Annotated in this window: 14 protein-coding genes and 2 riboswitches; of the genes, 8 read left to right on the top strand and 6 right to left on the bottom strand. The window is 47.7% G+C overall.

Annotation, left to right across the window (positions count from 1 at the left end; all coding sequences use genetic code 11):
- The first annotated feature begins 94 nt into the window (after positions 1 to 94).
- From thrC to GUA87_RS01950, 3 genes are read left to right on the top strand one after another with little or no spacing between them, the layout of a single operon-like run.
- A complete protein-coding gene (thrC, locus tag GUA87_RS01960; protein WP_193714843.1) occupies positions 95 to 1,486 on the top strand; it encodes a threonine synthase in 1,392 nt (463 codons plus the stop codon).
- Between the two features lie 20 nt (positions 1,487 to 1,506).
- A complete protein-coding gene (locus tag GUA87_RS01955) occupies positions 1,507 to 2,766 on the top strand; it encodes a M16 family metallopeptidase (RefSeq protein ID WP_193714842.1) in 1,260 nt (419 codons plus the stop codon).
- Between the two features lie 45 nt (positions 2,767 to 2,811).
- The gene (locus tag GUA87_RS01950; protein WP_193714841.1) at positions 2,812 to 3,408 is read left to right on the top strand and encodes a GNAT family N-acetyltransferase; all 597 of its coding nucleotides are present in this window, start codon (positions 2,812 to 2,814) and stop codon (positions 3,406 to 3,408) included.
- Positions 3,409 to 3,414: 6 nt separating this feature from the next.
- Here GUA87_RS01950 and GUA87_RS01945 read toward each other — a convergent pair whose 3' ends face one another.
- A complete protein-coding gene (locus GUA87_RS01945) occupies positions 3,415 to 3,993 on the bottom strand; it encodes a YqgE/AlgH family protein (RefSeq protein ID WP_193714840.1) in 579 nt (192 codons plus the stop codon).
- Positions 3,994 to 4,117: 124 nt separating this feature from the next.
- Here GUA87_RS01945 and GUA87_RS01940 point away from each other — a divergent pair, with 124 nt between their 5' ends.
- Together GUA87_RS01940 and GUA87_RS01935 are read left to right on the top strand one after the other, a co-directional pair.
- Positions 4,118 to 4,960 carry a protein-disulfide reductase DsbD domain-containing protein gene (locus GUA87_RS01940; RefSeq protein WP_193714839.1) on the top strand — a complete coding sequence of 281 codons (843 nt, stop codon included), beginning with the start codon at positions 4,118 to 4,120 and terminating at the stop codon, positions 4,958 to 4,960.
- A 98-nt stretch (positions 4,961 to 5,058) separates the two neighbouring features.
- A complete protein-coding gene (locus tag GUA87_RS01935; RefSeq protein WP_193714838.1) occupies positions 5,059 to 5,538 on the top strand; it encodes a peroxiredoxin in 480 nt (159 codons plus the stop codon).
- Positions 5,539 to 5,582: 44 nt separating this feature from the next.
- Here GUA87_RS01935 and rnhA read toward each other — a convergent pair whose 3' ends face one another.
- Entirely contained in the window at positions 5,583 to 6,026 is a 444-nt protein-coding gene (gene rnhA, locus GUA87_RS01930) for a ribonuclease HI (RefSeq protein WP_193714837.1), read from the bottom strand.
- A 156-nt stretch (positions 6,027 to 6,182) separates the two neighbouring features.
- On the opposite strand from rnhA, the gene GUA87_RS01925 reads away from it, so the two are divergent.
- Entirely contained in the window at positions 6,183 to 6,917 is a 735-nt protein-coding gene (locus GUA87_RS01925; RefSeq protein WP_193714836.1) for a protein phosphatase CheZ, read from the top strand.
- Here GUA87_RS01925 and thrB read toward each other — a convergent pair.
- A complete protein-coding gene (gene thrB / locus GUA87_RS01920) occupies positions 6,914 to 7,882 on the bottom strand; it encodes a homoserine kinase (protein ID WP_193714835.1) in 969 nt (322 codons plus the stop codon). The two genes, GUA87_RS01925 and thrB, sit on opposite strands and share 4 nt — an antisense overlap.
- A 10-nt stretch (positions 7,883 to 7,892) precedes the next feature.
- Entirely contained in the window at positions 7,893 to 8,840 is a 948-nt protein-coding gene (ispH, locus tag GUA87_RS01915) for a 4-hydroxy-3-methylbut-2-enyl diphosphate reductase (protein ID WP_193714834.1), read from the bottom strand.
- Positions 8,841 to 9,003: 163 nt separating this feature from the next.
- Between ispH and GUA87_RS01910 the strand changes: the two genes are divergently transcribed.
- Positions 9,004 to 9,576: a hypothetical protein gene (locus GUA87_RS01910; RefSeq protein ID WP_193714833.1), complete on the top strand. Its 573-nt coding sequence runs from the start codon at positions 9,004 to 9,006 to the stop codon at positions 9,574 to 9,576.
- 29 nt (positions 9,577 to 9,605) lie between these two features.
- On the opposite strand, the gene GUA87_RS01905 is transcribed toward GUA87_RS01910, so the two are convergent.
- Positions 9,606 to 11,018 (bottom strand): methyl-accepting chemotaxis protein, encoded by a 1,413-nt coding sequence (locus tag GUA87_RS01905; protein ID WP_193714832.1) that lies wholly within the window; start codon positions 11,016 to 11,018, stop codon positions 9,606 to 9,608.
- Positions 10,993 to 11,517 carry a PAS domain-containing protein gene (locus tag GUA87_RS01900; RefSeq protein WP_193714831.1) on the bottom strand — a complete coding sequence of 175 codons (525 nt, stop codon included), beginning with the start codon at positions 11,515 to 11,517 and terminating at the stop codon, positions 10,993 to 10,995. The genes GUA87_RS01905 and GUA87_RS01900 overlap by 26 nt, the downstream gene beginning before the upstream one ends.
- Positions 11,518 to 11,687: 170 nt before the next feature.
- Positions 11,688 to 11,774, top strand: a riboswitch (glycine riboswitch).
- A gap of 3 nt (positions 11,775 to 11,777) precedes the next feature.
- Positions 11,778 to 11,871, top strand: a riboswitch (glycine riboswitch).
- Between the two features lie 58 nt (positions 11,872 to 11,929).
- Between GUA87_RS01900 and gcvT the strand changes: the two genes are divergently transcribed.
- Positions 11,930 to 13,042, top strand: a complete 1,113-nt coding sequence (gcvT, locus tag GUA87_RS01895; protein WP_193714830.1) for a glycine cleavage system aminomethyltransferase GcvT — start codon at positions 11,930 to 11,932, stop codon at positions 13,040 to 13,042.
- Positions 13,043 to 13,068: the final 26 nt, after the last annotated feature.

Genomic DNA, 13,068 nt, shown 5'->3' with positions numbered 1-13,068 from the left:
AGGCCTGTCTTTTAACAAACAGTCGGTATAGAAAGGTGAGGTCTGTCGCGTAGGACGGACGAGTTGATCTATTTCAGATACTGGAGATACCAAGGTGCAGTATATCAGTACCCGTGGTGACGCGCCCACATTGAATTTCGAAGAAGTGGTTCTTACTGGCTTGGCTCGCGATGGCGGTCTTTACGTGCCAAAGACGTGGCCACAGATGTCTCCAGAGGATATTCGCGGACTTGCCGGCAAAAGTTACGCAGAAGTCGCTTGCCAGGTGCTGCTTCCCTTTGTTGAAGACAGCATTTCAGAAAGCGACTTTCGGGAGATGACGGAAAAGGCCTACGGCTCTTTCTCCCACAAAGCCGTTGTGCCGCTTTCACAGCTTTCTGAAAACGATTTCCTGATGGAACTCTATCACGGTCCAACTCTCGCCTTTAAAGATGTAGCGCTGCAGTTGCTTGGCCTTCTATATGATCACCTGTTGGGGCGTCAGGGCAAGAAAGTCACAATTGTTGGCGCGACCTCAGGTGATACTGGTTCCGCTGCGATTGAGGCGACACGTGGCCGCGATGCGGTTGATATCTTTATCATGCATCCTAAAGGGCGTGTGTCGGACGTTCAACGCCGTCAGATGACAACTGTTTTGGATGCGAACGTTCATAACATTGCCATTGAGGGGGATTTTGACGATTGTCAGGCTCTTGTGAAGGCCATGTTCAATGATCATGATTTTCGCGATGAATATGGTGTGTCTGCGGTAAACTCCATCAACTGGGCCCGTGTGATGGCGCAGATTGTATATTACTTTACAACTGCGGTGTCCCTTGGCGCGCCGGACCGGAAAGTTGCTTTTTCTGTCCCAAGCGGCAATTTTGGCGATATCTACGCCGGGTATTGTGCGCAGAAAATGGGGCTACCCATTGAACAATTGATCGTCGCAACGAACCGTAACGATATTTTATCCCGCTTCTTTAACACCGGTGAGTACCGTAAAGAAGGAGTAAACCCAACCATCAGCCCAAGCATGGATATTCAGGTATCCAGCAATTTTGAACGTCTGCTTTTTGACCTTTGTGCGCAAGATGGCGAAAAAGTGAAGTCCTTGATGAAGGACCTGGATGAGAAGGATGGCTTTGCTGTTGATATGAAGCAGTTGAATCAGATTATCTTCTCCGCAGGGGCCTGTAACGAAGAGGAAACACTGGCAACAATCAAGGAAACGCTTGAGAAAAGTGCAAAACTTGTAGACCCGCATACAGCGGTTGGCTTGAAGGTAGCTGCGGATTGTAAGAAGTCAAAAGAGGTGCCGATGGTGACCCTGTCGACTGCTCATCCTGCAAAATTTCCTGCTGCCGTGGAAAAGGCCACTGGAATTTATCCGGACTTGCCCCCACATATGGCAGGCCTTTTTGATCGGGAAGAAAAACTTGATGTTCTACCCAATGACATTCAGGCTGTTCAGTCCTATATCAGGGAAAGATCCCGCATTAAATAAGTTGAAGTGAAAGTTGTTATATGACGCAGTCCGTCACTACCCTAGAAAATGGCCTTTGTGTAATCACTGACCCTATGCCGCACCTTGAAACAGCGGCTGTTGGCGTGTGGGTGAACACAGGTGCCCGCCATGAAACCGTTGCAGAGAATGGAATCTCCCATGTGTTGGAACATATGGCATTTAAGGGTACGGAGAAGCGCAGTGCAAAGGAAATTGCGGAAACGATCGAAGCTGTTGGCGGACATCTGAACGCTTATACCAGTCGCGATCAAACCGCTTACTATGCACGGGTTTTGCAAGAAGATACCCCGCTTGCAGTGGATATCCTCTCGGATATTTTGCAAAACTCAACTTTTGATGAAACCGAACTTACCCGTGAAAAAGAGGTGATCGTTCAGGAAATTGGTCAGACCAATGATACGCCAGACGATATTATCTTTGATCACTTGCAGGAAACCGCATTTCCAAAGCAATCCCTAGGACGTTCTATCCTTGGTACGGCGGAACGTGTGCGCGGCTTTAGCCGGGAAATGATCTCAGGCTACATGACTGAACGTTACAGTGCGCCTCGAATGGTTCTAAGTGCGTCTGGTGGGGTTGAGCATGAGCGAATGGTCGATCTGGCCTCCAAAATGTTTGACCATCTGCCAACGAACAGCAAGTCTGATATGGAACCTGCCAGCTATGTCGGGGGCGATTACAGGGAAGAGCGGGATCTGGAGCAGGTGCATTTTGCGTTGACAGTTCCGGGCTTCGCGTACTCCCACGATGATTTTTACGCATTGCAGATTTTGTCGGCGCTGCTGGGCGGAGGCATGTCTTCTCGGTTGTTTCAGGAAGTTCGTGAAAATCGCGGGCTTTGTTATTCGATCTTCTCTTTCTCATCGTCATTTATGGATTCAGGTCTGTTTACCGTCTATGCAGGAACAGGCGAAAACCAGATCAAGGATCTGTCCTCTGTGATTGTGGATGAGCTTCACAAAGCTACTGAAAATATCACAGAAGAAGAGCTGTCTCGTGCACGGGCGCAGCAAAAAGCCGGACTTTTGATGGGGCAGGAAAGCCCTGCAGCACGGTGTGAAGTTCATGCGCGTCAGATGCTGATATATGACCGCGTGATCCCCGCTGCAGAAATTGCACAGGAAATTGATAGTGTCACCCTGGATCAGGTAACGAGCCTTGCCAAAAGTCTTTTTATTGGTGCAACACCAACAATTGCTGCCCTTGGCCCTTTAAAAAATCTTGAAACCTACGATCGATTTGCGGCAAGATTTCAATAAGAAAAACCTGATTAAATAACGTCAGGTGAAAACAAGAGGCCTGGCTTGTTAAAAAATCTTTTGGGTATTCGCCGATTTTCAACGATCAAGACAGATCGTTTATATATACGTGCGCCAGAAAATGAAGACTGGGAAAAATGGGCAGCTGTCCGAGAAGGAAGCCGACAGCACCTTGTCCCATGGGAGCCGCTATGGCAAAAAGACACCCTGACCCAGCGCAGCTTTAGGGATCGCGTTCGGCGCTATGCCCATGATGCGCGTGCGGACGCAGGATACGCTTTTTTTCTGTTCAGGCGTAGCGATGACAAATTAATCGGCAGTATCACCGTTGGGAATGTCCGCCGCGGTGTTGCCCAGACTGGCACCATGGGATACTGGACAGGTCTTCCCTATATCCGTCAGGGATATATGTATGAAGCGATAACTGAGTTATTGCCGGTTCTGTTTAAGGAATATGGTCTTCGCCGGATCGAAGCGGCGTGTCTTCCTGAAAATGTCCCAAGTGCATCATTGCTGGTAAAGGCTGGATTCTCTCGGGAAGGGTATGCCCGTCAATATCTTTGTATCAACGGGATCTGGCAGGACCATCTGCTATTTGCAATTTTAAAAGACGATCCAATTGGAAACGTCACAGAAGATTAAGGTCTTTTAAGCGTGCCCGGCATCCATAGACAATAATCCCGGATCAAAACCAAGTTTATCAATGGCTGCCTGCCATTTGCCGCCTATCTGCTCACTGAAGACAAGCTCAGGGTCTGCATCCACCACAAGCCAGCCATTGCTTTGAATTTCAGCTTCCAATTGACCAGGCCCCCAACCCGCATAGCCAAGGGCAATAAAGCTGCTATCAGGTCCTTCTCCTGTTGCCATCCTCTCCAACATATCCAGTGTTGCGGTTAAGGCGATACCCTCACCAATGACAGTGGAGTTTTCCTGAATAGTATCTGTGGAATGGAGAATAAACCCCCGTTCTGCGTCTACAGGTCCGCCGAAATGCACTCGTGTTTTATCGAGACTGTTGTCATGTTGTATCTCAAGCTGTTCCAGTAAAGATCCGAAAGTGAAAGCCTCAATATTTTTGTTGAGGACAATCCCCATGGCACCTTCTTCATTGTGGGTGCAGAGAAGAATGATGGTCTTCTTGAAGCGTGGATCACTCATGGTTGGCATGGCGATCAGGATACGCCCTTCTAAATACTCACCGCCAGATGTGGTCTCAACAGTCATATCTATTTCCGTCCTCTGCCCGGGATCACTAAAACATAAACAGATTGTGAGGTGCTACTTTTAAAATCGATACTATATTGAATATCAGCTCCTTTATATTTTATCTGGTGTTTCTGGGGAAAAAATGAAGCGATTTGTCAAAAATGTTGTAGCACCGGTGGTTGTTGCCGCTGGACTAAGTAGTTTGGGTGCAGCCATCTCCTATGCCAGCGATGCCTGGCAAAGTGAGGATATGGCGCGTGCCCGGCTGGTATCTGCACAGACGGCGACAAATGGTGATCAGTCAGTGATCTTAGGATTTCAAATAGAGCTTAAGGAAGGCTGGAAAACCTATTGGCGAACACCGGGAGATTCTGGTTTGCCGCCTGTCTTCAACTGGTCAGGATCCCAGAATTTCAAATCAGCACAAGTGAAATGGCCACGTCCGGAAGGATTTGACAGTTTTGGTCTTTCTACCTGGGGATATTCAAAGGAAATCTTGCTGCCAATTCAAATCGACATTGAGGATCCGAGCAAGCCACTCACTGCAAAACTGCAAGTCTCTTATGGCGTATGCGAGGCAGTATGCGTGCCGATCCAGCAGCAATTTACGGTTCATCTGGAAGCAAAGAAAGCCGTACCGACAATTCACTCTGAACGCATTACCCATTTTGAAAAACGGGTTCCAAAATCTGTTTTGGACACCAGTTATATCAATGCCCTGAATATCACAGCTATAAGCGAAGATATGATCGAGATAGAGGTGCGTGGTCAACCCGTGTTCCAGAATCCCGAGATCATTCTGGAAGGGGAAAATGGCGACTATTTTGAACTTCGTAAAATGTCGATTTCAGAGGAAGGTCAGCGCGTGGTTTTTGGCATTGGCGTTGATGCCGTCAATCGAGACCTGCCCCTAAAAGGGCGGCAACTAACAGTAACGTTACTGGATGAGAATCTAGCCATTGAAGACAGCAAAATTGTTGAGTGATCGCGCGCACGGTGCGCTTCAGTTTTTGTGGCAAGTTCGGATCAGTATGTTATCTTGTGAATTAGAATAAATCCAAAAATGGAATGGGGAATTTCAAAATGACAATTAGCGTAGGTGATAAACTGCCATCAGTTGACCTGATGGAGATGACTGAAAGCGGTCCATCCAAAGTCTCTGCTGACGATCTTTTCGCCGGTAAAAAAGTGGCGTTGTTCGCTGTGCCTGGTGCTTTTACACCAACATGTTCCGCGAAACACTTGCCAGGATTTGTGGCAAATCTGGATGCCCTGAAAGCAAAAGGTGTTGATGCTGTTTACTGCCTGTCTGTAAACGATCCGTTTGTGATGGGTGCATGGGGTAAAGCGCAAGAAGCCGGTGAAGTACGTATGCTTGCAGATCCGGATGCCGCTTTGACAAAAGCGATGGGTGTTGAGTTCGATGCTTCAGGCGCAGGCCTTGGTGTCCGCTCTCGTCGTTATTCAATGGTTGTGGATAATGGCTCTGTTACTCAGCTTAATTTGGAAGAAACAGGCGGATTTGAAGTATCTGATGCGGAAACACTTCTAGGCCAGATCTAATCAGCAACTGAATTTCTCGAAAAAGGGGGCCGCAGCCCCCTTTTTTATCGGTATTCATCCATTCCCTTGTTGGCAAGCTCATCTGCTTTTTCGTTACCGTTAATTCCGGCATGCCCCTTCACCCACTTCCATTCAATGTCATGTGATCTGATCGCGTCATCCAGAGCCATCCAAAGGTCCTGATTCTTCACTGGCTTCTTCGCAGCGGTTTTCCAGTTGTTTCTTTTCCAGCCGTGCATCCATTTGGTAATGCCGTCCATAACGTATTTACTGTCCGTATGCAGGAGAACCTCGCTGGATCGTTTCAGGCAATTGAGCGCTTCAATTGCTGCAGTGAGTTCCATCCGGTTGTTTGTCGTTTCGGGTTCTCCGCCGCAGATTTCCTTGGATTTGCCGTTAAATTCCAGTATGGCCCCCCAGCCGCCAGGCCCGGGGTTTCCAGAACAAGCGCCGTCTGTATAAATGATTACTCTGTTGTCTGAAGACATTATGTGATGCATCCCGTGTTTGATTTCAGCTTCTATATCACAGCCAATGGATTAAGGGGAAATTATGGAAAATTAACTGAATGTTAGGCAGCGTCCCGCAGGATAGAAACTAATTTAGTTCAATTTTATGTTTCTCTCGGGAGCTCGGTCAGGTCCATGGCAAAGAAAATGTTTTCTGCAGAAATTCAGCAGCTTCAGCAACATAACGGTGAAAGCGCGGCTCCTGCCGGCGGAGGAATTAGTACAGAGCAGTATGAAGAGTTGATGGGTGCGATCAGTGGTCTTCGGGAAGAGGTTGCGGCTGGCTTCTCAGAAACCAAAGCCCCTGTTATTGATGAAACTGTGCTGGAAGGTTTTAAAAAGGAAGTTCTGGAAGCCACAGAACTTAAGCATGAACTTGAAGAGCTATCACGCGTGATTATGGACACACGCCGGGAAATCTCCTCCATTAAATCCCAAAATAGCGGTCCGCAAATTCATGCAATGACTGATCAACTTGATGCGGTTGTCGCAGATACTGAAGGGGCAACAAACGCGATTTTGGAATCTCTTGAAATTATCGAAGACAAAAATGAAAGCCTTGAGCTAAATGCTACTGATCCGGATGAGCTGGAAATTACCGAATCAATCAGTCAGGCTGTCATGAAGATTTACGAGGCGTGTAACTTCCAGGATATTACGGGCCAGCGAATTTCGAAGGTTGTGGGTACCCTGAAATTTGTAGAAGATCGCATTGAAAAAATGATCGACATCTTGGGCGGTGAAGAACATCTTGCTGAACTGGGTGGAGTTGAATTCCAGGAGCAAATGGATGGCGATGTTGCCCTAAGCGGTCCGCAGGCTGGTGGTCAGGAAATCAGTCAGGACGAAATTGACGCCCTGTTTGATTAATCAATGCCATAATCAGCCGTGCTTTTAACGGCGCGGTGGAAGCGGATTTTTTTCAAGTATTCTTCTGGGTTCTTGGGTTTCACTAATGCCCCTTCAACTTGATTAATCCAGTCATATAACCTTGTTAGATAAAACCGAATGGCTGCCCCCTGACAGAGGAGGGGGAGGGCCTTCTGTTCGGCTGAACTTAATGGACGGACGTTGTTATAGGCCTTTAACAGCTTCTTGGCCTTGGTCACGTTAAAACTGCCATCGCTTTCAAAGCACCAGGCATTCATACATACAGCGATGTCGTAGGCGAGATAATCATTACACGCGAAGTAGTAATCAATTACGCCGCTCACTTTTTCCCGCAAAAAGAAGATATTATCGGGGAAAAGATCTGCATGGATAACTCCTGACGGTAAATCCTTTGGCCAGTTTGCCTCAAGATGATCAAGTTCCGCCGTGACTTCCTGACGCTCACTTTCCCGGATCATGCCTTTTCTATCATCTTGTAGGGCGCTTTCAAATAGAGGGCGCCAGGCATCTATAGACAGGCTGTTTTTTCGCTGGATATCAAAGTCGGCCGCCGCCATATGCAGGTTTGCAAGGCTATCCCCCAGCAATGCACAATGGTCGGGGGAAGGGCGCCCAATCGATCGCCCGTCAAGAAATTCAATAATTGCGCCTGGTCGGCCTGCAACCTCATTGAGCGTTTTTCCCGATTTATCTGCTAGCGGTCGCGGAGAGACATATCCCTTTTTCGCAAGATGTTCCATTAAGCCTAAGAAAAAGGGTAAATCGTCTACATTTACGCGTTTTTCGTACAAGGTCAGAATGTAAAATCCGCTTGTGGTATGAAGAAGAAAGTTGGAATTTTCAACGCCTTCGGCAATTCCCTTGCACGATAACAGTTCACCCAGATCATAATTATGAAGTAATTGATCCAGCTCTTCGTCAGAAACGTGGGTATAGACAGCCATAAATCTATCCTTATGATTCCAAAACCCGGGGAAGTTTAAACGTCACATGTTCTTCGCTGTTGGTGATTTCTTCGACGGTAATATCAAATCTCTTTCGGAAGGCATCGACGACTTCCTCAACAAGCTCTTCAGGCGCTGAAGCCCCTGCAGTGATGCCGATTGTCTGGCACTTTTCCAACTTTTTCCAAGGGATGTCGCTTGCACGTTGAACCATTTCAGAGATCGCACATCCCGCCTTATTGGCAACTTCTACCAGGCGCATGGAATTTGAAGAGTTCGGGGCGCCGATAACAAGAACCCCATCGCAGTGTTTGGCAAGTTCTTTGACAGCGGCCTGCCTGTTCGTTGTCGCGTAACAGATATCTTCCTTCTTGGGGGAAGAGATATGAGGAAATCTTTTCTTCAAGACGTCAACGATGTCTTTTGTCTCGTCCACTGAAAGGGTTGTCTGGGTGAGATAGGCGAGGCCCGCTTCCGGTTTTGCAGGATTATAATTCCGGGCGTCTTCAACGGTTTCCACCAGTTGAATGCGACCATCCGGTAACTGACCCATTGTACCAATGACTTCCGGGTGTCCCTTATGTCCGATCAGGATAATTTCCATATCATCCTTGTCATGACGTTCGGCTTCGCGGTGTACTTTACTTACCAGAGGGCAGGTGGCATCTATATAGAACATTTCCCGCTCTTCCGCTTCTGCAGGCACCGATTTTGCGACGCCATGTGCAGAGAAGATTACAGGAACATTTTCAGGCACATCCGACAGTTCATCGACAAAAACGGCGCCCTTTTTCTCCAGGTTTTCGACCACATAGCGGTTATGGACAATTTCATGCCTGACGTAAACTGGCGCCCCATATTTTGTCAGCGCCTTTTCAACGATCTGAATTGCCCGATCCACGCCGGCGCAGAAGCCACGTGGCGCCGCAAGAAGCAGTTTTTTGGACAGTTGTGCCATTCTGAACCTTTACTCCCAAGAGAAGTCTTTGAAATGAGCAGGCTTTCCTTGCGCTCAACTCAAGAGCATCATAAGTTTGGCGAATAAGTACATCAATTATCAGCAAAAGACCAGCACAGCAAACATCTGGCGAGAAGTAGATACGGTGGGAGACCAGAGGCGTATGAAAATACTAAACAAAGGCAAATTACTTGTTGCGTTAGGCGGGCTCGGTTTGCTTTCGGGATGTAGTGGTGGTTTCGACACTGATTTATTTTCTGGTGACTTCTTTTCCACTGAGCAAAGGGTGATTACCTGCCCAAATGTGACTACACTTCCCAATGCAGATGAAATTACAATTTTCAGGCAAGGGCCTGGTCGGGATCTTGTGGATGTTGAGTATGAAGGGGTCATCGCACCTGTAAGCGGTGAATGTGAGTATGAGGATGACTTCGCCTGGGTTGAGGTGGACCTGATTTTACGCATTGGCGCGATCAAAGGGCCTGCTGCAACATCTCAGACGCAGGAGTATAATTTTTTCGTGGCTGTAGCGGACAAAGACAATCGTATTCTGAACAAACGCGTGTTTAATAGCCCCGTTGAGGTTCCAGAAGGACGTCGGCGCGGTGCTGTACAAGAAGAATTACGTCAACGCTTCCCAATCAGAAGCGGAACACGGGGAAGCGATTATAATATCATAATCGGTTTTCAATTGAGCGAGGAACAACTCGCCTACAATCAGAAAAAAGTGAGATAAAAAAACCGCCCCTCCGGGCGGTTTTCTTGTTAGATCGCTTTTCTGGCTTCATTGAGAAATTCTAGAACATTTTTCTCAAGATCATGGGTGAGTTGCTGAAGAGAATTGGCTTCTTCCAAAACCGTCTTACTCGTCTTGTTCGTGGTCTCAGCTGAACTTCTGACCTCGCCGATATGCTCACTAACCGATTGTGTGTTACTTGCAGCGCTAACAACGCTTTCAGAGATCTCACGTGTTGCGGAGCCTTGTTCTTCAATGGCAGTTGCGATTGTCTCAACTGCCATATTGATATTACCGATGGAGGTATTGATAACATCCATTGTTTGAACGGCATCTCCAGAAGCAGTCTGAATATCCAGAATTTGCTGACTGATCTCTTCCGTGGCTCTGGCAGTTTGCGTGGCCAGGTTTTTTACTTCATTGGCAACAACCGCAAAACCTTTACCAGCTTCCCCTGCGCGGGCGGCTTCGATGGTCGCATTCAAGGCTAGCAGGTTGGTCTGGCTGGCAATGTCTTCAATCAGTTTAACCACCTCACCAATTGAATTAACAGCTTCTGCAAGGCCCTGAATTTTTGTATTGCCCTCTTCAACTGTTTCGCGTGCCATACCGGTGCTATCCAATGAAGAATTCACCTGCCGGCTAATTTCACTAATGGAGGCGGAAAGCTCCTCTGCTGCACTCGCCACTGTTTGCACACTGCCGGTTGCACTGTTGGCGGCCGTTGATACGCGTTCTACCTGAGTGTTTGTTGAACCGGCATTGTTGGAAAGCGTGTCGGCTGTATCTTGCAGCTCAGTAGATGTTTCAGAGATCTTGTTGGAAAGTTCCCAGATGCCGTTTTCAAATTTTTGAATAACACCATCAAATCGGGTGAGTCGCTCTTCAAAGGATTCGGTGCAGGCGTTGATTGCATCAGCGGTACGTTTGTAAGAACCTTGCATATCCAATGAAATAATCCGGCGATAGTATTTTTGCTGCGATACATGCTCCATAGACGCCTCCGCTTCGCGCATAAACGCATCGGTTCTGTCCACAAGTTCATTAATCGCCCACTGCATATCTTCTAGCTCCCCGCCAGGGGTGATATGGCGAATACGATTTTCAAAATTACCTTTACAGATATCCAGACAAATCTCTGTGGTGCGCTTTATTTCATCGTCAAGACTGGACGTAATGCGCGCTGGCCCATCGCCCGCCAATTCACTGGCACGCGCTTCCAAGAAAGAGCGCATGTTGTCACGTTCCTGTTCAGCTTTTCTACCTTTTCGCCAGAAGACAGTTGCCGCCGCCGCCGGAATAACAAACGCAACAAGGGTAACAATAGCCTGTAGCATTGTACTATCTGACAGAAGATTAGACAGAAAAAGAACAATTGCGGTTGCAACAGAAGCAACGATAAAAATGATCGCCATTTTAAAGTGAGAAGATCCACTTGTCATAGTTGCCTCCTTTTGAATCAACAAAGTCATATAGGGCTGCAGTCGAGGCTTCCAAGCCTTCCCTTGGCGATGACGCAGAATTTTCAATATCTGCTAAAGAGGCATATACAGGTATAATCACGTTTTTAATCAGTTCTTTATCTACGGCGCGTCTGTTGGAGTGATATCCAACCACGTTACCTTGTGGGTCTTTGGACGGGGTGACATGGGCTAACACCCAATAATGATCTCCGTTTTTAGATTGGTTGATGACGTAGGCGAATACTTCTTCGCCAGCTTCAAGGCGGTCCCACAAGAACTTGAAGATCGCTCTCGGCATGTCAGGGTGGCGGATCAGATTGTGCTGAACACCCAGTATTTCTTCTTCGGTATATCCGGAGATGTTGAGGAAGGTTTTATTTGCATATGTCAGCTTGCCAGTCAGGTCTGTTTTGCTAACGATAATTTCTTTTTCACCCAAGGTACGTTCCTGTCCCGTGAGCTCGGTGCTGGGTCTCATTAAATTTCACCACATCGACTAGATTTACGGAGGCCCTATAATTCATGAAATTGGTTAACGCTTGGTAAGCATTAATACTACTATTTTAAAGCTATCGTCTTAACTGTCATTTTGGATGTGAAGCCGTTTGACAGAATGAACTTCTACACTATTATAAGGGCCACATTCAGATGATCCCTGCGGGAGAGATGGTCAAGCCCATCGCCGAAGGAGCAACCGCCCCGGAAACTCTCAGGCACCCGGACCGCAGGAGGATGGAACTCTGGAAAGAAGACAGCTATTTAGCGTGTCTCACCGAAGGGGGTAGGCCCACTGCCAAGGCAGGGTTAAATCTCTCAGGTCCATAAGACAGAGGGGGTCGTTCCGCAAATTTGCGGATGTAAACGATTCTGTTTTATGGAGTGAGAAACATATGGGCGATAATCAGCAAGCATTACGTACCGCTCTTTATGATTTGCATGTGGAACTAGGTGGTAAAATGGTTCCATTTGCAGGTTATGACATGCCTGTGCAGTATCCTGACGGCATTATGAAAGAACATCTGCACACGCGGGATGCCGCTGGTCTGTTTGACGTTTCCCATATGGGGCAGGTTGTCATTAAAGGTGATGACCCAGCTAAATCCATTGAAAAACTCTTGCCTGGTGATATTCAGGGGCTGGAAGCGGGGCAAATGCGCTACAGTTTCCTGACAAATGTTCGGGGCGGCATTATGGACGACCTTATTGTTACTCGCCGCGAAAATGACCTGTTTGTTGTGGTGAACGCCGCTTGTAAGGAACAGGATATCGAAATTTTCAAAACGGGCCTTGCGGGCGAAGCAACAGTTGAAGTTCTGGAAGACCGCTCTCTCGTGGCTCTGCAGGGGCCAAAAGCAGCTGATGTTTTGGCGCGCTTTAACGACGCAGTCACCACAATGCCTTTTATGACATATCGGGAACTCGATATTGCAGGCGTCGCCTGCTTTGTGACACGCTCCGGCTATACAGGCGAGGATGGCTATGAGATTTCCATGCCTTCATCTGAGGCGGAAATGATTTGCCGTAAATTGTTGGCAGAAGATGAGGTTGCCCCTATTGGTCTGGGTGCAAGAGATTCCCTAAGACTGGAAGCCGGGCTTTGCCTTTATGGTCACGATCTCACGCAGGAAACAACGCCGGTTATGGGAACCCTTCTTTGGGCCATTGCAAAACGTCGCCGGGAAGAAGCCAATTTCCCAGGCGCTGATGTGATCCTTAAACAGATCGCAGAAAAACCTGCCATGAAACGCGTTGGCATTTTGCCGGAAGGCCGTGCACCTGCACGTGAGCATACGGAAATTGCCGATATGGACGGTAACATTGTTGGCGAAATCACGTCTGGTGGTTTTGGGCCCACAATGCAGGCGCCTGTTGCCATGGGTTACGTTCCGTTGGAACTTTCTGCCGTTGGGACAGACATTCAATTGATGGTTCGCGGTAAAGCGCGACCCGCAAAAGTGGCGAAGATGCCATTTGTTGAACAACGTTATTATCGCGGTGAATAACGCGGCTCCTCTCAAATTACAGGAAT

This window comes from Sneathiella sp. P13V-1, assembly GCF_015143595.1.
Classification (GTDB): domain Bacteria; phylum Pseudomonadota; class Alphaproteobacteria; order Sneathiellales; family Sneathiellaceae; genus Sneathiella.
Note: the sequence above shows the minus strand (reverse complement) of the source record. Positions and strands in the feature narration are given on the sequence as shown.